Source organism: Pseudomonas sp. GXZC (assembly GCF_026967615.1).
Classification (GTDB): domain Bacteria; phylum Pseudomonadota; class Gammaproteobacteria; order Pseudomonadales; family Pseudomonadaceae; genus Aquipseudomonas; species Aquipseudomonas azotoformans_A.
Genome location: NZ_CP114115.1, coordinates 5683837 through 5703138 on the forward strand (window position 1 = coordinate 5683837; position 19302 = coordinate 5703138).

At 60.5% G+C, this 19302-nt stretch carries 17 protein-coding genes and 1 tRNA gene; 12 read left to right on the top strand and 6 right to left on the bottom strand.

Annotated features, from left to right (window positions below; all coding sequences use genetic code 11):
* Nucleotides 1-19: 19 nt before the first annotated feature.
* The 11 genes from arcA (at nt 20) to OZ428_RS26925 (ending at nt 12899) form a co-directional block, all read left to right on the top strand.
* Nucleotides 20-1276, top strand: coding sequence for an arginine deiminase (gene arcA / locus OZ428_RS26875; RefSeq protein ID WP_033896355.1), 1257 nt, complete (start codon nt 20-22; stop codon nt 1274-1276).
* Between the two features lie 69 nt (nt 1277-1345).
* Nucleotides 1346-2356 (top strand): ornithine carbamoyltransferase, encoded by a 1011-nt coding sequence (locus OZ428_RS26880; protein ID WP_269131863.1) that lies wholly within the window; start codon nt 1346-1348, stop codon nt 2354-2356.
* A gap of 147 nt (nt 2357-2503) precedes the next feature.
* On the top strand, nt 2504-3433 hold the full coding sequence (gene arcC / locus OZ428_RS26885) for a carbamate kinase (protein WP_177004775.1): 930 nt from the start codon (nt 2504-2506) through the stop codon (nt 3431-3433).
* Between the two features lie 18 nt (nt 3434-3451).
* Entirely contained in the window at nt 3452-3814 is a 363-nt protein-coding gene (locus OZ428_RS26890) for a DUF5064 family protein (protein ID WP_016975436.1), read from the top strand.
* Nucleotides 3815-3989: 175 nt separating this feature from the next.
* Nucleotides 3990-5498 carry a sigma-54-dependent transcriptional regulator gene (locus tag OZ428_RS26895; protein ID WP_016975437.1) on the top strand — a complete coding sequence of 503 codons (1509 nt, stop codon included), beginning with the start codon at nt 3990-3992 and terminating at the stop codon, nt 5496-5498.
* A gap of 271 nt (nt 5499-5769) precedes the next feature.
* Nucleotides 5770-6153 carry a glycine cleavage system protein GcvH gene (gene gcvH / locus OZ428_RS26900; protein WP_010208126.1) on the top strand — a complete coding sequence of 128 codons (384 nt, stop codon included), beginning with the start codon at nt 5770-5772 and terminating at the stop codon, nt 6151-6153.
* Between the two features lie 10 nt (nt 6154-6163).
* The gene (gene gcvP, locus OZ428_RS26905; protein WP_269131864.1) at nt 6164-9001 is read left to right on the top strand and encodes an aminomethyl-transferring glycine dehydrogenase; all 2838 of its coding nucleotides are present in this window, start codon (nt 6164-6166) and stop codon (nt 8999-9001) included.
* A 171-nt stretch (nt 9002-9172) separates the two neighbouring features.
* Complete coding sequence (locus OZ428_RS26910) at nt 9173-10549, top strand: L-serine ammonia-lyase (protein WP_033896361.1); 1377 nt, start codon at nt 9173-9175, stop codon at nt 10547-10549.
* A gap of 39 nt (nt 10550-10588) precedes the next feature.
* Nucleotides 10589-11713, top strand: a complete 1125-nt coding sequence (gene gcvT / locus OZ428_RS26915) for a glycine cleavage system aminomethyltransferase GcvT (protein ID WP_269131865.1) — start codon at nt 10589-10591, stop codon at nt 11711-11713.
* A gap of 389 nt (nt 11714-12102) precedes the next feature.
* Complete coding sequence (locus OZ428_RS26920) at nt 12103-12315, top strand: cold-shock protein (RefSeq protein WP_003365337.1); 213 nt, start codon at nt 12103-12105, stop codon at nt 12313-12315.
* Between the two features lie 95 nt (nt 12316-12410).
* A complete protein-coding gene (locus OZ428_RS26925) occupies nt 12411-12899 on the top strand; it encodes an RDD family protein (protein ID WP_269131866.1) in 489 nt (162 codons plus the stop codon).
* A 4-nt stretch (nt 12900-12903) separates the two neighbouring features.
* Here OZ428_RS26925 and nadA read toward each other — a convergent pair whose 3' ends face one another.
* The 4 genes from nadA to OZ428_RS26945 form a co-directional block, all read right to left on the bottom strand.
* The gene (gene nadA, locus OZ428_RS26930) at nt 12904-13962 is read right to left on the bottom strand and encodes a quinolinate synthase NadA (protein WP_269131867.1); all 1059 of its coding nucleotides are present in this window, start codon (nt 13960-13962) and stop codon (nt 12904-12906) included.
* A gap of 198 nt (nt 13963-14160) precedes the next feature.
* Nucleotides 14161-15735 (bottom strand): lactate dehydrogenase, encoded by a 1575-nt coding sequence (locus OZ428_RS26935; RefSeq protein ID WP_269131868.1) that lies wholly within the window; start codon nt 15733-15735, stop codon nt 14161-14163.
* Nucleotides 15736-15852: 117 nt separating this feature from the next.
* Nucleotides 15853-17139, bottom strand: coding sequence for an OmpP1/FadL family transporter (locus tag OZ428_RS26940; protein ID WP_269131869.1), 1287 nt, complete (start codon nt 17137-17139; stop codon nt 15853-15855).
* Nucleotides 17140-17350: 211 nt separating this feature from the next.
* On the bottom strand, nt 17351-17581 hold the full coding sequence (locus tag OZ428_RS26945; protein ID WP_033902227.1) for a hexameric tyrosine-coordinated heme protein: 231 nt from the start codon (nt 17579-17581) through the stop codon (nt 17351-17353).
* A 164-nt stretch (nt 17582-17745) separates the two neighbouring features.
* Here OZ428_RS26945 and OZ428_RS26950 point away from each other — a divergent pair, with 164 nt between their 5' ends.
* Nucleotides 17746-18354, top strand: coding sequence for a helix-turn-helix transcriptional regulator (locus OZ428_RS26950; protein ID WP_269131870.1), 609 nt, complete (start codon nt 17746-17748; stop codon nt 18352-18354).
* Between the two features lie 132 nt (nt 18355-18486).
* Here OZ428_RS26950 and OZ428_RS26955 read toward each other — a convergent pair.
* A tRNA-Lys gene (locus OZ428_RS26955) sits at nt 18487-18562 on the bottom strand.
* Nucleotides 18563-18625: 63 nt separating this feature from the next.
* Nucleotides 18626-19300, bottom strand: a complete 675-nt coding sequence (queC, locus tag OZ428_RS26960; protein ID WP_028617741.1) for a 7-cyano-7-deazaguanine synthase QueC — start codon at nt 19298-19300, stop codon at nt 18626-18628.
* Nucleotides 19301-19302 lie beyond the last annotated feature (2 nt).

A 19302-nucleotide genomic window follows, 5' to 3' on the forward strand; every position in this document is an offset into this window, starting at 1 on the left:
GTTCACTGGAGGATCTGAAATGACCACGGAAAAAGTGAAGTACGGCGTACATTCCGAAGCCGGCAAACTGCGCAAAGTCATGGTGTGCTCCCCAGGCTTGGCCCACCAGCGGCTGACCCCCAACAACTGCGATGAACTGCTGTTCGATGATGTGCTGTGGGTGGCCCAGGCCAAGCGCGACCATTTCGACTTTGTGACCAAGATGCGCGAGCGGGATATTGATGTGCTGGAAATGCACAACCTGCTCACCGACATCGTCGCCATCCCCGACGCGCTGGACTGGATCCTGGAACGCAAGATCACCGCCAACACCGTCGGCCTGGGGCTGGTGGATGAAGTCAGCTCCTGGCTGCGCAGCCTGGAGCCACGCAAAATCAGTGAGTTCCTGATTGGTGGCGTGTCCGCCGATGACCTGCCGAGCAGCTTCGGTGGCAAGACCATCGAGATGTTCCGCGATTTCCTCGGGCATTCCAGCTTTATCCTGCCGCCGCTGCCCAACACCCAGTTCACCCGTGACACCACCTGCTGGATCTACGGCGGCGTGACGCTGAACCCGATGTACTGGCCGGCGCGACGCCAGGAGACCCTGCTGACCACCGCCATCTACAAGTTCCACCCGGAGTTCACCAACGCGGACTTCCAGATCTGGTACGGCGACCCGGATCAAGAACACGGCGCGTCCACCCTGGAAGGCGGCGACGTGATGCCCATCGGCAACGGCGTAGTCCTGATTGGCATGGGCGAGCGTTCGTCGCACCAGGCCATCGGCCAACTGGCGCGTAACCTGTTCAAGAACAAGGCGGTGGAAAAAGTCATCGTGGCCGGCCTGCCCAAATCCCGCGCCGCGATGCACCTGGACACCGTGTTCAGCTTCTGCGACCGCGACCTGGTCACCATTTTCCCCGAAGTGGTCAACCAGATCGTGCCGTTCACCCTGCGCCCAGACGAGAGCAAGCCTCACGGCATCGATATCCAACGCGAGAAAACCAACTTCCTCGACACCGTTGCCGCGGCCCTCGGCCTCAAGGCCCTGCGCGTGGTGGAAACCGGCGGCAACAGCTTCGCCGCCGAACGCGAACAATGGGATGACGGCAACAACGTGGTGGCCGTGGAGCCAGGCGTGGTGATCGGTTACGACCGCAACACCTACACCAACACCCTGCTGCGCAAGGCCGGTGTGGAAGTCATCACCATCAGTGCCGGTGAACTGGGCCGTGGCCGTGGCGGCGGCCACTGCATGACCTGCCCGATCATCCGCGACCCTATCGACTACTAAGCGACCATCCCCTGGCCGGCGTCCATCAGACGCTGGCCAGGCAGATCACCGAATCCAAGGAGAATCATCATGGCGTTCAACATTCACAACCGCAGCCTGCTCAGCCTGGAACACCACACTCCGCGCGAGCTGCGCTACCTGCTGGACCTGTCCCGCGACCTCAAGCGCGCCAAGTACACCGGCACCGAACAGCAACACCTCAAAGGCAACAACATCGCGCTGATCTTCGAAAAAACCTCCACCCGCACCCGCTGCGCCTTCGAAGTAGCCGCCTATGACCAGGGCGCCAACGTCACCTACATCGACCCGGGCTCCTCGCAGATCGGCCACAAGGAAAGCATGAAGGACACCGCCCGCGTACTCGGGCGCATGTATGACGCCATCGAATACCGAGGCTTCAAGCAGGAGATCGTCGAAGAGCTGGCCAAGTTTGCCGGCGTGCCGGTGTTCAACGGCCTGACTGATGAATATCACCCGACCCAGATGATCGCCGACGTGCTGACCATGCGCGAACACGCCGATAAGCCGATCCACGAGATCAGCTACGCGTACCTTGGCGATGCCCGCAACAACATGGGCAACTCGCTGCTGCTGGTGGGCGCCAAGCTCGGCATGGACGTGCGTATCTGCGCGCCTAAAGCCCTGTGGCCCCACGATGACCTGGTCGGCCGCTGCAAGCAATACGCAGAAGAAAGCGGCGCGCGCATCACCCTCACCGAAGACCCGAAAGCCGCGGTCAAAGGCGTGGACTTCATCCACACCGACGTGTGGGTATCGATGGGTGAGCCCGTGGAAGCCTGGGCCGAGCGCATCGAACAACTGCTGCCCTACCAAGTGAACGCCGATCTGATGAAAGCCACCGGCAACCCACGCACCAAGTTCATGCACTGCCTGCCGGCGTTTCACAACAGCGATACCAAGGTCGGCAAGCAGATTGCCGAGCAGTATCCGCACCTGGCCAATGGCATTGAAGTGACAGACGACGTGTTCGAGTCGCCGGCCTGCATCGCCTTCGAGCAGGCGGAAAACCGCATGCACACCATCAAGGCGATCCTGGTGTCGACCCTGGCTGACCTCTAAGGCACAACACAGTCAATGTGGGAGCCGGGCTTGCCCGCGATGCAGACACCTCGGTCTGTCAGGCAGACCAGGGTGATGCCATCGCAGGCAAGCCAGCTCCCACATTGACTGTGTTCCTTCATTTGAATTTTCAGAAGGACAGACGCTATGCGTATCGTCGTTGCACTGGGCGGTAACGCCCTGCTCCGCCGTGGTGAACCCATGACTGCGGACAACCAACGCGCCAATATCCGAATCGCCACCGAACAGATCGCCAAGATCCACCCCGGCAACGAGCTGGTGATCGCTCACGGCAATGGCCCGCAAGTCGGCCTGCTGTCGTTGCAGGCGGCGGCCTACACCCAGGTCTCGCCGTACCCGCTGGACGTGCTCGGCGCCGAGACCGAAGGCATGATCGGCTACATCATCGAACAGGAACTGGGCAACCTGCTGGACTTCGAAGTGCCCTTCGCCACCCTGCTCACCCAGGTCGAAGTGGACGCCAAGGACCCGGCTTTCAAGAACCCGACCAAGCCCATCGGTCCGGTGTACTCCAAGGCCGAAGCGGAGAAACTCGCCGCCGAAAAAGGCTGGGCCATTGCGCCGGACGGCGACAAGTACCGTCGTGTGGTCGCCAGCCCGCGCCCTAAACGTATCTTTGAAATCCGCCCGATCAAGTGGCTGCTGGAAAAAAGCAGCATCGTGATCTGCGCGGGGGGCGGCGGCATCCCGACCATGTATGGCGAGGACGGCAAGCTCAAAGGCATCGAAGCGGTGATCGACAAGGACCTGTGTTCGTCGCTGCTGGCGTCGCAGTTGGACGCCGATTTGCTGGTGATCGCCACCGACGTCAACGCGGCTTTTATCGACTTCGGCAAACCGACCCAGAAGGCCATCGGCCAGGCCCACCCCGACGAAATGGAAAAACTCGGCTTCGCTGCCGGTTCCATGGGGCCCAAGGTACAAGCTGCCTGCGAGTTCGCCCGCCAGACTGGCAAAACCGCCGTCATCGGTTCACTCTCGGACATCGAAGCCATCGTCCAGGGCAGCGCCGGTACGCGCATCAGCACGGCAAAACCTGGCATCACCTATCTGTGAAGTAGAGGAGAGACGCCTATGGCCACCTTTGAACCGGGTCACTTGCACGTTGAACGCCACGCGCTGAATGCGCAGGACTACAGCTACAACCTGTGTATCGACTACGAAGTCAGCCAGGATCCAAAGGAAGGCAAGGGCATGCTGTTCAAGCTGCATGGCTCGGTGCAGGGCAAGGACCTCAAGGAAGAGTTCTTCCTGCCCAAGGACCAGGCGTTCGACTTTGCGCGGCACGCGATGAACATTGCGCAGAAGTACGGCATGCCGAAGATCGCCGTGTTGAACGGCGCGATGCACAAGCAGTACGACTTGATGTTCGAGGATGTGCGGCATCAGTTGGATGTGAAGCCGGGTGATCCGGTCAAGCCCGAACACTTGGAGTAGGAACACCGCAACTCCCCCTGTGGGAGCTGGCTTGCCTGCGATAGCGGTGGTTCAGTCACCCGATGTATTGACTGAAAGTACGCTATCGCAGGCAAGCCAGCTCCCACATTTTTTGATCTGCATCGCCTGTCAGGCATACTTGCCGCCTCTCGCTCCCCAGAATTGTTAGCGCCCCATGCGTATCCACGTCAGCTTCATCGACCGCGTCGGCATTACCCAGGAAGTCCTGGCCCTGCTCGGTGGGCGCAATCTCAACCTGGATGCGGTGGAGATGGTGCCGCCCAACGTCTACATCGACGCGCCGACCCTGAGCGCCGAAGTACTCGAAGAACTGCGCGACGCCCTCTTCAGCGTGCAGGGCGTGCAAGCGGTGACCGTGGTGGACATCCTCCCCGGCCAACGTCGCCACCTGCAACTCGACGCCCTGTTGGCCGCCATGACCGACCCGGTGCTGGCGCTGGACAGCGCGGGCAAGATCCTGCTGGCCAACCCGGCGCTGATCGCCTTGTATGGTCGCGAGCCGGCGGGCGAAAGCATCAGCGAACTGTTCAATGACCCGAAGCTGCTCGACACTTTGCTGGAGCAAGGCTTTCGCTTGCCGCTGCGCGAGATCAGCGTCAACGGCCAGACCCTGCTGCTGGACGCCACGCCGATCACCGACGCCGGCGCCCTGCTCACCCTCTACCAACCCAACCGCATCGGCGAACAGCTGTCGGCGCTGCACCATGACCATGCCGAAGGCTTTGACGCGCTGCTCGGTGAATCCCCGGTCATCCGCACGCTCAAGGCCCGCGCCCAGCGGGTAGCGGCGTTGGATGCCCCGTTGTTGATCCAGGGCGAAACCGGCACCGGCAAAGAGCTGGTGGCGCGGGCCTGTCATGCCATCAGTGCGCGCCACAGTGCGCCGTTCCTGGCCTTGAACTGCGCGGCGCTGCCGGAGAACCTCGCGGAAAGCGAGTTGTTCGGTTATGCACCGGGCGCCTTTACCGGCGCGCAACGCGGCGGCAAGCCGGGGCTGATGGAGTTGGCCAACCAGGGCACGGTGTTTCTGGATGAGATCGGTGAGATGTCGCCGTACTTGCAGGCCAAGCTGCTGCGGTTTCTCAACGACGGCAGCTTCCGCCGCGTGGGCGGTGACCGTGAAGTGAAGGTCAATGTGCGCATCCTCAGCGCCACCCACCGCGATCTGGAAAAAATGGTCAGCGAAGGCACCTTTCGCGAAGACCTGTTCTATCGCCTCAACGTGCTCAACGTGGAAGTGCCGCCATTGCGCGCACGCGGCCAGGACATCCTGTTGCTGGCCCGTTATTTCATGCAGCAGGCCTGTGCGCAGATCCAGCGTCCGGTGTGCCGCCTGGCACCCGGCACGTACCCGGCGCTGCTGGGCAACCGCTGGCCGGGCAACGTTCGGCAACTGCAGAACGTGATCTTCCGCGCCGCCGCCATCTGCGAAAGCAGCCTGGTGGACATTGGCGACCTGGATATCGCCGGCACGTCAGTGGCGCGCCAGAGCGACGGTGAAATCGACAGCCTCGAACAGGCGGTGGAAGACTTCGAGCGCAACCTGCTGGAAACGCTATACACCAGCTACCCTTCGACGCGCCAACTGGCCAGCCGGTTGCAGACCTCGCACACGGCGATTGCCCATCGGCTGCGCAAGTACGGCATCCCGAATAAGGTCTGAGAACGACATCGGCTGTACTGAAAGCGCTACAGCGTAACGATATCGCTACAACCCTGTTTTTTGCGCGCCATGCAAGGCTTTGATCCACATAGGCTTTTTTTCCTGCGCCCAGCTGTAGCGAAATCGCTACAGCCATAATGCATAACGCTATAACCAATTTTATTAACTCATTGATTTATAACGATTAAATAAGATTGGCCGCGATATTGCTAAGCAACTCCCCATTATTCCAATCCCGTCCACCAGACGAATCTGGCCTTGAGGAGTTTCCATGAGCGAGTTGCGTTTCACTGAAGATCACGAATGGCTGCGCGCCGAAGCTGACGGCAGCGTCACCGTGGGTATCACCGCTTTCGCGCAGAACGCGCTGGGTGATGTGGTTTTCGTGCAACTGCCGGAGTTGCAGGCCTATGACAAGGGCGCCGAGGCGTCCACCGTTGAGTCGGTCAAAGCGGCCAGCGGCGTGTACATGCCTTTGGACGGTGAAGTCCTTGAAGTGAACGACAAATTGGATGGCAGCCCGGAGCTGGTCAACGAAGACCCGATGGGCGAAGGTTGGTTCTTCCGCTTTAAACCGGCCGATGCCGGTGCGGTCGCTAAACTGTTGGATCAGGACGCGTACGACCGCCTGATCAAAGCCAACGCTGAAGCCTGAGGAGCGCGCCATGTCGATCAACATCAGCACCGCCAACGAATTCATCGCCCGCCACATTGGCCCGCGCCAGGAAGATGAGCAGCAGATGCTCGCCAGCCTGGGCTTCGACTCCCTGGAAGCGCTGAGCGCCAGCGTGATCCCGGAAAGCATCAAGGGCACCAGCGTGCTCGGCCTGGAAGACGGTCTGAGCGAAGCCGACGCACTGGCCAAGATCAAGGCCATCGCCGGCAAGAACCAACTGTTCAAGACCTACATCGGCCAGGGTTACTACAACTGCCACACGCCGTCGCCGATCCTGCGCAACCTGCTGGAAAACCCGGCCTGGTACACCGCCTACACCCCGTATCAACCCGAGATTTCCCAAGGCCGCCTGGAAGCACTGCTGAACTTCCAGACCCTGATCAGCGACCTCACCGGCCTGCCGATTGCCAACGCCTCCTTGCTCGACGAAGCCACCGCCGCCGCCGAAGCCATGACCTTCTGCAAGCGCCTGAGCAAGAACAAGGGCAGCAACGCCTTCTTCGCCTCGATCCACAGCCACCCGCAAACCCTCGACGTGCTGCGCACCCGTGCCGAGCCCTTGGGCATCGACGTGGTGGTGGGCGATGAACGCGAACTGAGCGACGTCAGCCCGTTCTTCGGCGCCCTGCTGCAATACCCAGCCAGCAACGGTGATGTGTTCGACTACCGCGCACTGACCGAGCGCTTCCACGCCGCCAATGCCCTGGTGGCCGTGGCCGCCGACCTGCTGGCACTGACCCTGCTGGCCCCTCCGGGTGAGTTCGGCGCCGACGTGGCCATCGGCAGCGCGCAACGCTTCGGCGTGCCGCTGGGCTTTGGTGGCCCGCACGCGGCGTATTTCTCCACCAAGGATGCGTTCAAACGCGACATGCCGGGCCGTCTGGTCGGTGTGTCCGTTGACCGTTTCGGCAAGCCGGCCCTGCGCCTGGCCATGCAGACCCGCGAGCAACATATCCGCCGCGAGAAAGCAACGTCGAACATCTGCACCGCCCAGGTGCTGCTGGCCAACATCGCCAGCATGTACGCCGTGTACCACGGCCCCAAAGGCCTGACCCAGATTGCCCAGCGTGTGCACCAGCTGACCGCGATCCTGGCCAAGGGCCTGACCGCCCTGGGCTTGAAGGTCGAGCAGGAACACTTCTTCGACACCATCACCCTCAATACCGGCGCAAACACTGCCGCGCTGCACGACAAGGCCCGCGCCCAGCGCATCAACCTGCGTGTGGTGGATGGTGAGCGTCTTGGTGTGTCGGTGGACGAAACCACCACCCAGGCCGATATCGAAACCCTGTGGGCGATCTTTGCCGACGGCAAGGCCCTGCCCGCTTTCGCCCAGACGGAAAACACGCTGCCAGCCGCCCTGCTGCGCCAGTCGCCCGTCCTCAGCCACCCGGTCTTCAACCGTTATCACTCCGAAACCGAGCTGATGCGCTACCTGCGCAAGCTGGCCGACAAGGACCTGGCGCTGGACCGCACCATGATCCCGCTGGGCTCGTGCACCATGAAGCTCAACGCCGCCAGCGAAATGATCCCGGTGACCTGGGCCGAGTTCGGCGCCCTGCACCCGTTCGCCCCGGCCGAACAAAGCGCCGGCTACCTGGAGCTGACCTCCGACCTGGAAGCCATGCTCTGCGCCGCCACCGGTTACGACGCGATCTCCCTGCAGCCGAACGCCGGTTCCCAGGGCGAGTACGCAGGCCTCTTGGCCATCCGTGCCTATCACCAGAGCCGTGGCGACGAGCGCCGCGACATCTGCCTGATCCCATCGTCCGCTCACGGCACCAACCCGGCCACCGCCAACATGGCGGGCATGCGCGTGGTCGTGACTGCGTGCGATGCACGCGGCAACGTCGACATCGAAGACCTGCGCGCCAAGGCCATCGAGCACCGTGACCACCTGGCCGCGCTGATGATCACCTACCCGTCCACCCACGGCGTGTTCGAAGAAGGCATCCGCGAAATCTGCGGCATCATTCACGACAACGGCGGCCAGGTATACATCGACGGCGCCAACATGAACGCCATGGTCGGCCTGTGCGCACCGGGCAAGTTCGGCGGCGACGTTTCCCACCTGAACCTGCACAAGACCTTCTGCATCCCTCACGGCGGTGGTGGCCCAGGCGTCGGCCCGATTGGCGTCAAGTCGCACCTCACGCCGTTCCTGCCCGGCCACGCGGCCATGGAACGCAAGGAAGGCGCGGTGTGTGCGGCGCCATTCGGCAGCGCGAGCATTCTGCCGATCACCTGGATGTACATCAGCATGATGGGCGGTGCGGGCCTCAAGCGCGCGTCGCAGCTAGCGATCCTGAATGCCAACTACATCTCCCGTCGCCTGGAAGAGCACTACCCCGTGCTCTACACCGGCAGCAACGGCCTGGTGGCGCACGAATGCATCCTGGATCTGCGCCCCCTCAAAGACAGCAGCGGCATCAGCGTAGACGACGTGGCCAAGCGCCTGATCGACTTCGGCTTCCATGCGCCGACCATGTCGTTCCCGGTGGCCGGCACCTTGATGATCGAGCCGACCGAAAGTGAATCCAAGGAAGAACTGGACCGCTTCTGCAACGCCATGATCGCCATCCGCGAAGAAATCCGCGCGGTGGAAAACGGCACCTTGGACAAGGACGACAACCCACTGAAAAACGCGCCGCACACCGCCGCTGAATTGGTGAGTGAGTGGACGCACCCGTACACCCGCGAGCAGGCGGTGTACCCGGTGCCGTCGTTGATCGAAGGCAAGTACTGGCCGCCGGTTGGGCGGGTGGACAACGTGTTTGGTGATCGCAACCTTGTGTGCGCTTGCCCGTCGATCGAGAGCTACGCCTGATCTGACTGAAGGAACACGGTAAAAATGTGGGAGCTGGCTTGCCTGCGATAGCGGTGTATCAGAGACATAAATGTTGCCTGACCGACCGCTATCGCGGGCAAGCCCGGCTCCCACATTGACCGAGTTCAACCACAAGATTCTCGCCCAATAATAAGAAACCGGAGAACAACCATGTCCCTTAGCGTGTTCGACCTGTTCAAGATTGGCATCGGCCCCTCCAGTTCCCACACCGTTGGCCCGATGCGTGCCGCCGCTCGGTTCGTCGAGGGCCTCAAGCGTGACGACCTGCTGAGCGCCACCACCAGCATCAAGGTGGAACTGTACGGATCGCTGGGCGCCACCGGTAAAGGCCACGGCAGCGACAAGGCCGTGCTGCTGGGCCTGGAAGGCGAACACCCGGACACCGTGAATACCGAAACCGTGGCCACCCGCCTGGCGCAGATGCGCAAGGACGGCTGCCTGAACCTGCTCGGCGAACACAGCATTGCGTTCAACGAGAAAGAACACTTGGCGATGATTCGCAAACCCCTCGCCTACCATCCCAACGGCATGATTTTCCGTGCCTTCGACGCCGCCACTATCCAGATCCGCAGCCGCGAGTACTACTCGGTCGGTGGTGGGTTTGTGGTGGATGAGGACGCCGCCGGCGCCGACCGGATTGTCGAGGATGCCACACCGCTGACCTTCCCCTTCAAGCATGCCAAAGACCTCCTCGGCCATTGCACCACCTACGGGTTGTCCATCAGCCAGGTGATGCTGACCAATGAGAGCGCCTGGCGCCCTGAAGCGGAAACCCGCGCCGGGCTGCTGAAGATCTGGCAGGTGATGCAGGACTGTGTGGATGCGGGCTGTCGCAACGAAGGGATTTTGCCCGGCGGCTTGAAGGTCAAGCGGCGCGCCGCGGCCCTGCATCGCCAGCTGTGCAAGCATCCGGAGTCGGCGCTGCGCGACCCACTGTCGGTACTCGACTGGGTCAACCTTTACGCCCTGGCCGTCAATGAAGAAAACGCCAACGGCGGCCGCGTGGTCACGGCGCCCACCAACGGCGCGGCGGGCATCGTGCCGGCGGTGCTGCATTACTACATGCGCTTTATCCCCGGCGCGAACGAAGACGGTGTGGTGCGTTTTCTGCTCACCGCCGCTGCCATCGGCATTCTGTACAAGGAAAACGCGTCGATCTCCGGCGCCGAAGTCGGCTGCCAGGGCGAGGTCGGCGTGGCCTGTTCCATGGCGGCCGGGGCGTTGTGCGAAGTGTTGGGTGGCAGCGTTTCCCAGGTGGAAAACGCTGCCGAGATCGGCATGGAGCACAACCTCGGCCTGACCTGCGACCCGATTGGCGGGCTGGTGCAGGTGCCGTGCATCGAGCGCAATGCGATGGGCTCGGTCAAGGCGATCAATGCGGTGCGCATGGCCTTGCGCGGCGATGGGCAGCACTTTGTGTCCCTCGACAAGGTCATCCGCACCATGCGCCAGACCGGCGCCGACATGAAAAGCAAATACAAGGAAACCGCCCGTGGCGGTTTGGCGGTCAACATTATCGAGTGCTGACGCCTAACGGCGCGCCAGCACGTTTTTCAGGAGCTGAATATGTCCACCGAAACCCTGTTGAAAACCCCTCTGCACGCCCTGCACATCGAACTGGGCGCGCGCATGGTGCCCTTCGCCGGCTACGACATGCCGGTGCAATACCCGTTGGGCGTGATGAAGGAACACCTGCACACCCGTGATCAGGCCGGGCTGTTCGACGTGTCCCACATGGGCCAGATCCGCCTCACCGGCGCCAATGCCGCCAAGGCCCTGGAAACCCTGGTGCCGGTCGACATCATCGACCTGCCGGTGGGCATGCAGCGCTACGCGATGTTCACCAACGACCAGGGCGGTATTCTCGATGACCTGATGGTGGCCAACCTGGGTAACGACGAACTGTTCCTGGTGGTCAACGCCGCCTGCAAGGACCAGGACCTGGCCCACCTGCGCCAGCATATCGGCGACCAGTGCACCATTGAGCCGCTGTTCGAAGAACGTGCGTTGCTGGCCCTGCAAGGCCCTTCGGCGGTGAAGGTACTGGCGCGCCTGGCACCGGAAGTCACCCAGATGACCTTCATGCAGTTCGCCACGCTGCGCCTGCTGGGCGTGGACTGCTACGTCAGCCGCTCGGGCTACACCGGCGAAGACGGCTTTGAAATCTCAGTGCCCGCCGCCAATGCCGAAAGCCTCGCGCGCAGCCTGCTGGCCGAGACCGAAGTACAGGCCATCGGCCTGGGCGCCCGCGACTCGCTGCGCCTGGAAGCCGGCCTGTGCCTGTACGGCCACGACATGAACACCGACATCACACCGATCGAAGCCAGCCTGCTGTGGGCGATCTCCAAGGCCCGTCGTGCCGACGGCGCCCGTGCCGGCGGCTTCCCGGGTGCCGACAAGATCTTCACCCAGCAGCAAACCGGTGTGAGCCGCAAACGTGTAGGCCTGTTGCCGCAAGAACGCACGCCGGTGCGTGAAGGCGCAGAAATCGTCGACGCCGACGGCACCGTGATCGGCAGTGTGTGCAGCGGCGGTTTCGGTCCGACCCTCGGCGGCCCGCTGGCCATGGGTTACCTGGACAGCGCCTTCACCGCACTGGATACCGAAGTCTCTGCGTTGGTACGTGGGAAAAAGGTGCCACTACGTGTAAGTAAAATGCCATTTGTGCCACAACGTTACTACCGTGGTTGATTGACTGTTTCTATAAGTAACGCGATTGCGTTAACGCGCACTAATTTGTAACGCAATCGCCATAAAACAGTGCACTCTCGATAGTCTTTTTTATAGGGATCAAGCTATAACAAGTGACCGATTCTATCGAATAAGTCGGATCCACAACATTCACCCAAGTGTCATAAGCCCCAGCAAAACCTGGGCTTTTGGCAGGGCTTGTTTTTTCTCTATTAGTTGGCGTAGAGTTTGCCCACTGTGTTTGCATGGGTCGCTTGGAACCTGGACCTGGGCAGTAGCCAAACTTAGCTACAACCCGTTCGACGTCTCTTACTTTCCTGCAACCCAGCCCAGTACTCTTTCCTGCGAAAGGGGCTGTCATTAATTTTTAGCGTCAAGGAAATAAGAAAATGGCTGAACGTCAGAGCGGTACCGTCAAGTGGTTTAACGACGAGAAAGGGTTTGGTTTTATCACTCCAGAAAGCGGTCCGGATCTGTTCGTGCATTTCCGCGCTATTCAGGGCAACGGCTTCAAGAGCCTGAAAGAAGGCCAGAAAGTGACGTTCGTTGCTGTGCAAGGCCAAAAAGGCATGCAGGCTGACGAAGTACAAGCGGAAGGTTGATCCCTCCTGCGACAAAAAGCCCCTGATGGTGACATCAGGGGCTTTTTTATGTGCGTTTGCTCGTAAAATGGCTTTTTTCACAAGAGAGCCCTGCCATGTCAAAACCCCTGCTGAGCCCTCAAGGCGAATTTCCCGCCGTTGGCCTGGGCCGTCGCCTGGCAGCGATGTTCTATGACTTTCTGTTGTGCACTGCCCTGCTGATCGTTACCGCGTTCGTCTACAAGCTGATCTGGATCGCGTTTGTCGGTGAAGCGAAAATGCGTACCCTCACCGAATCCGGCGCGCTGGACGGCGACCCGTTGCTGTCGACGATTCTGCTGTTCGTGCTGTTCGGTTTTTTCGCCAAGTTCTGGACCCATTCCGGGCAGACCCTGGGCATGCAGGTGTGGGGCGTGCGCGTGCAGAACGCCGATGGCTCACGGATCAGCCTGTGGCAGGCGCTGTTGCGCTTTGTGGTATCGATTGCGTCGTGGTTGTGCGTGGGGATGGGGTTTATCTGGTCGCTGGTTGATAAGCGCAAACGCAGCTGGCATGACATCTATTCCGACAGCCAGCTGGTTCGCATCCCCAAACAGAAAAAGTAATGACTCAGGCGTTGCCGGCCAGTTTCAGGCGGGCAGCCTGAGTGAAATCGAGCATGCGCTTGAGCGGGCGCACGGCCTGCGGGATCACTGATGGCTCGACGAAGATCTCGTTGCTGCCCTCGCGCAGGCACTGCAGCGTGCGCTCCAGCGTGTTCATCGCCATCCACGGGCAATGTGCGCAACTGCGGCACGCCGCGCCATTGCCAGCGGTAGGCGCCTCGACAAAAACCTTATCCGGACACAGCTGCTGCATTTTGTAGAAAATGCCGCGGTCGGTGGCAACGATGAAGGTCTTGTTCGGCAGGCGCTGGGCAGCCGCAATCAACTGGCTGGTCGAACCTACGGCGTCTGCCAGTTCGATCACCGAGGTCGGCGACTCTGGGTGCACCAAAATCGCTGCATCCGGGTACAGCGCCTTCATGTCCTCAAGCTGCTTGGACTTGAACTCTTCGTGGACGATGCAGGCACCGTCCCACAGCAGCATGTCGGCACCGGTCTGGCGCTGGATGTAGGTGCCCAGGTGCTTGTCCGGGCCCCAGATAATCGTCTCGCCGTTGTCCATCAGGCTTTCGACGATTTCCAATGCGCAACTCGATGTCACCACCCAATCCGCCCGGGCTTTGACCGCCGCCGAGGTGTTGGCGTACACCACCACGGTGCGCTCGGGATGTTGGTCGCAGAACGCCGAAAATTCCTCCACCGGGCAACCCAGGTCCAGGGAACACGTGGCTTCCAGGGTGGGCATGAGGATGCGTTTTTCGGGGGTGAGGATCTTGGCGGTCTCGCCCATGAAACGCACGCCGGCGACCAATACGGTCTTGGCCGGGTGGGCAGCGCCGAAGCGAGCCATTTCCAGGGAGTCGGAGACGCAGCCGCCGGTTTCTTCGGCCAGGGCCTGGATCACCGGGTCACAGTAGAAGTGGGCAACCAGCACCGCGTCTTGAGCCTTGAGCTCGGCGGCGATGGCGGTACGCAGGCTCGCCTCTTCAGCAGCGCTGAGGACCTTGGGCTGCTTGGCGTCGAGGTGGGCTTGAACCAGAAGGCGTTCGGAAATTTGCGTCATGTTCGCAAGACCTGCAGGCGCAGTTGCGCGAAAGTCGAGTGTACCACCGGCTCTGGAGCCCTTCGGGCGCCGCCGGACGAAGTGATTGTGTTCATCAAGCACGGGTTAAGGTGAAGCTGCGCAAGGCTACAGAATATCCAAGGGTTTCAAAAGCCTAATCTGGCATTCGTCGGTGCGTCCGCCGGGCAAAAAAAGGCGTCAGCGTGCCAGTGCGGACGGATCTTCCTGCAACATTACCGAAGCATGCAGGCTGGCCAGGGCCTCCTTAACAGTGGACTCCTCCAGCGCATCCTTGGACTTCTTGCTTTCCTTGGCCGCATATTCGAGCAACACCAGATAGTCGCGCTTGACCGACGCCTCTTTCGGCACCGTGGTGTCTTCCACCAACTTGCCCATCACATATTGCTGCGTGCGGATGTTCTGGCTGGCACTTTGATCGAGCGTTGCACTGGCCAGCAGGCCGTCCTTGTAGGAGAGCTTGGCCGAACTGCTGGCCTTGTCCTGCACTTGTACGTAGCGATAGTTCTGCGACTCTGCGTTGCCGTCCAGGGCAGGCGCTTTGCCGCCCTTGAGCCCTTTATGGAAACTCGCGGAGAGGCTCGACTGCTGGTCCTGGCTGACACTGCGATCCAACAGGCTGTTGCCGCCAACGCGGGTCTTTTGCGAGACCTCGTAGGCGAAGCTGTCCACCTCAGACGGGCGCATCGGGTTGGGCGATTCGCTGGCCTGTTTGATGGATGCCTTGAAGTCCGCCAAACCGGTCAGCAAGCCTTGGTCAGTCGAATTGCGCGTCAACGCTTCGGGCAGTGTAACGCCCTGTGGATAATGGCTGTTCATGGCGCTGAAGGCGTCTTTGAACATCGCCATCAGCTCTGGCTTGGCACTGCCGCGCTCCTGCGCCCGGTCGAATTGGGCGAGATAGCTTTGCAGGGCCTTGGTTTGTTGCTTGGCGTTGCCGAGGATCGCGGCGTTTTTCAGGTCGACGGCCAGGTTCAGCTCGCCGAGCGGGCCACTCATGCGGGTGGTGCGGCTTTGGCTATCGGCATGGAAGGCCAGGCTCAGGTCCTGGCCGTCAAGGGATTTGAGCGTGGCATTGAGGTCCACCGACGCCAGCAGCTTGGTGTCAAACTGCGTCAGTTGGCTCAGGTCGAGCTTCGGTGGCATTGCCGTCAACCCATCCACGGCAGACTGGAAAGCGCTGCCCAGTTTACCGACGGCCTTGAGCTCCTCATCGGTCAAGGTGCCACCGTCTACCGTCGCTTGCACACCCAGGCCATCGGTCTGGCTCGAGAGGCTGAAGGTGACGGTCTTGCCGCTGGCGGTCTTGATGCTGAGGCTGACCTGATTGTCGGCCTTGGTGTGCAGCAGATCCTGATCAGCTTTGATTTCACCCGCGTTCGCCGCGCGGTCGGCACTCGCGAACATCACCGACTGGGAAACCGCTGCCCCGCCCTTGGCGAACTGCGCAATCAGGCCGGCGCCCAAGCCACTGAAGCGGCTGGCCGTCGACTGCGAATTGAAGTTGGCGTTGAGCGATTTGCTGAGCGCGTCCTGGCTGTCACTTTCCCAGGCGCGCACGGCTTCTTGACCCGGTAATTGTCCGCGACGGGAATAGGTGTCGGAAAGCGTATCGGAGACGACGTTGCCCAGACTGACGACTGCAGATGGCCTCTTCAGGCTGACTTCAACGTTGTACGTCAGGGTTGCAGGCGGCGTTTCTGTCGGACGGGCGATAAGCGTATTGCCTGTATTAATAGGCGAAAGCGTGGTCATGACGATCCCTGTCTTGAGCTGGACAATGCTCAATTTAACCAAGACTTCGATCGATTGACAGCAAGTAGATAGCAAAGAGCCATGCCAAAAAGCTGGCTCCTTGCGGTTTTGCGAAAATCAGAACCGGTAAGTCACCGATCCACCGAACCCATTGGCGCTGTTTTCATACTTGGCATCGTACGTCAGCCCTACCTGGGAAAGGTTCTGATGGACCTTGATCGGCTCCTCCTTGAGGTAGGAATACGCCACATCGAAGGTCAGGTTGTCGACGGGCGTCCAGCCGGCGCCCAGGCTGAAAACAGTGCGATCCCCCGTAGGAATCCGCACGGAACGGTCGGTGTTGTTGGTCGGCGTCTGGTCCACCGAGAAACCGGTCCGTAGTACCAGTTGTTTGTTGACCCGATACGCCGCGCCGATAGCGTAGGACCAGGTGTCATGCCAGTGCTGTTGCTCGGTGATCGAGCCCAGGCCGCCGAATTGAGCGGTAAGGTCGGACACGCCGTCGTTGTTGATGGTGATCTTCTTCAACTGGCTCCAACGGGTGTAGGTGCTGCCGAGGTAGAGGGTCCAGTCGTCATTCAGTTGATGGGTGACCGAGAAATCCACCGAGGACGGCGTGGTCACGTTCAAACTGGCGTCATAACGCTGCGGGCCACCGTCAAAGGCATCGGAAATCACCCCGGAGGCGTGGGTCTTGCCGGTGAGGTGGAACACCACCTGCGAGTGGTAGGTCACGCCGATACGCGTACTTTCGAGGGGTTGCACCAGGATACCGGCGTTGAACCCGGTGGCGTTGTCGTCGCCTTTGACCTTCACGCTTTCGCCGGCGCCGCCACCCAGCGGCACATTGGAATCCAGCTCGCCACTGATGCGGTTGAAGGTCGGGCCGAAACCTACCGACACCTTGTCGTTGAAGGCATAGCTGACCGTCGGCTGCACGGTGATGACCGAAACCTTGCTCTTGTTACCGAAGCCATTGCCCTGGAAGCTGTGCTCATAGTCAGTCACTAGGCCGAACGGTGCATAGATGCCCAGGCCAAACGCCCAGTGCTCATCGATGGGCGTGACCAGGTAGCCCATCGGCACGGCAATGCCGGGCACCATATCGCCCTTGTTGGTGCCTGGGTTGTCGGCACCGAACTGCGACGAACTGGCGTTCTTGATATCGGTTTTGGCATCGAGGTAAGTCGCACCAAGACTGACTTCATTCTGCTTCAAGCGAGACATGCCGGCGGGGTTGCCGAACACGGTACTGGCGTCTTCGGCCGATGAGGAGCGACCGGCATAGCCCGTGCCCATTGAACTGATACTTTGTTCATTGAGCGCGAAACCACCGGCGAACAGCGGGGTTGAGGCAAGGGAAACGGCGAGCGCCAAGGCGCCTTTAAGAGTTTTGTTATTCATTATTAGGACTCGAATTGTGGGGCAGCGACGAGGAAGCTACCAACGTTCGAGCGGGGGGTTTATGAAGAGTTTTTCATGCAGAGGATTGTCAGACAATCCTATGTATATCAAAGACTTTTGTTGTTTTATCGTTTCTTTTTCTGACCTTTAAACCCGGTTGTGACCGGGCAGTTCCAGGCAGCCAACAGAGACCGCTGGCTGCCGGGTCGCCCTACACGTTCCAGTATTTATTCGCCGCCGCAATCGTCGCAAACTCCGTCGCGACCACATGGCCAATGCTGATCAGCATTGCCGCGTCATTGGCATACACATCGCGCAAGCGACCGCGTACCGCTTCATCGGGTTGGGTCGCCTTGATCACCAGCCGCGCCATTTTGATAGCCAGCTCGCGCCCCTCTTCGGGGGTTGCGGTGACCAGTGAATTGTTGGGTATCAGGCTCATCAGACATTTCCTTTTTTTAGATCGCACAGTGCGATGGCGCAGAGGATTCTAATCACTGTCGAGCTATATTGACAATATTTGTTGTCGTTATTGTTTTTTCTCCATGAACTGGATTTGTTAACGCTATACTCGCCCCTCCCAATCGCAAGCGAACCTGACCGCCCGTGAGTACCAAAAGTGACATCCTGCAGCTTCTCCAGCGCGAGCCACTGACCGTGGTGCAGCTTTGCGAACTTCTGGCCGTGACCCGCAATGCCGTGATCGTGCAGCTCAAACAGTTGGAGTCGGAGGGGTTGGTGCGCCGCAGCAAGATCCGTCCGCCTAACACTGTGGGCAAGCCTCCCGTGATCTTCGAAGCCGCACCGGGCAGCGAAGATGTCACCTCAACGGCTTATCAAATCCTGCTCACGCAATTGCTCGCTACCCTGAAGGACCGCTACAACGTCGAGGAGCTGGGTGATGTGCTGGAACAAACCGGCCGCCAGTTGGCCCAACGCGCTGGCCTGGCCAACCCCGTGGATTTTGACAGCGGCTTGCGTGCGGCCATGACGGCCGCCGACGCCTTGGGCGCGAGTACCGAGGCGGTGCCCCAGGGAGGTGGTGTGATGGTGCGCAACTTCACCTGCCCAGTGGGCAGCGTGGTGCGTGAAGAACAGTGTGTGTGCAGGGCGATGGCAGCGTTCTTTTCAGAAGCCACCGGGATGCCGGCGAGCGAACAGTGCTTGCGGGAGGATCGGCTGATTTGTCAGTACTTTATTGAGCACAGCGCCTGACAGGATTTCCCGAGAAATAAAAAAGGCCCCGGACTCTTTACGAGCCGGGGCCTTTAACGTTTCGAACAGGCAAAAAAAAACCCGGAAATCCTCACTTGCGTGGGCCTTCCGGATTTTCTAAACCGCCAAAAATGGTGGGTCGTGTGGGATTCGAACCTACGACCAATTGGTTAAAAGCCAACTGCTCTACCAACTGAGCTAACGACCCGCTGTGTGGTGGCGCGTATAATACTGATTTCTAAGGATTATTCAACACCTTATTTGAAATAAATCAGAAATAACGCGTTGGGTCAGTAATTCCGGCCGCTTGGAAGCCTTCTGCACGCAGTCGGCAGCTGTCGCATTTCCCACAAGCACGGCCGTCATCGTCTGCCTGATAGCAGGAAACAGTCAGCGAATAATCTACGCCAAGTCCTACACCAGCCTTGACGATATCGGCCTTGCTCAGGTTTTGCAGCGGCGCCAGGATGCGGAAACCCTGCCCTTCTACACCGGCTTTGGTCGCCAGGTTGGCCATGCGCTCGAACGACTCGACGAACTCTGGGCGGCAGTCCGGGTAACCGGAGTAATCCACTGCGTTGACGCCGATGAAGATGTCGCGGGCGTTGAGCACTTCTGCCCAGCCGAGGGCCAGGGACAGGAACACGGTGTTGCGTGCCGGCACGTAGGTCACCGGGATACCTTCGCTGGGCGCTTCCGGCACATCGATGCTGCTGTCGGTCAGCGCGGAGCCACCGATGCCGTTGAGGTTCAGGCCAATCACTTTGTGCTCGACCACGCCCATCTCACGGGCGACACGCGCGGCGGCGTTCAGCTCGGCGCGGTGACGCTGGCCGTAGTCGAAGCTCATGGTGTAGCAGCTGTAGCCTTGCGCCTGGGCCATGGCCACCACGGTGGCGGAGTCGAGGCCGCCGGATAGCAGGATTACCGCGCGTTTTTGATCCATTG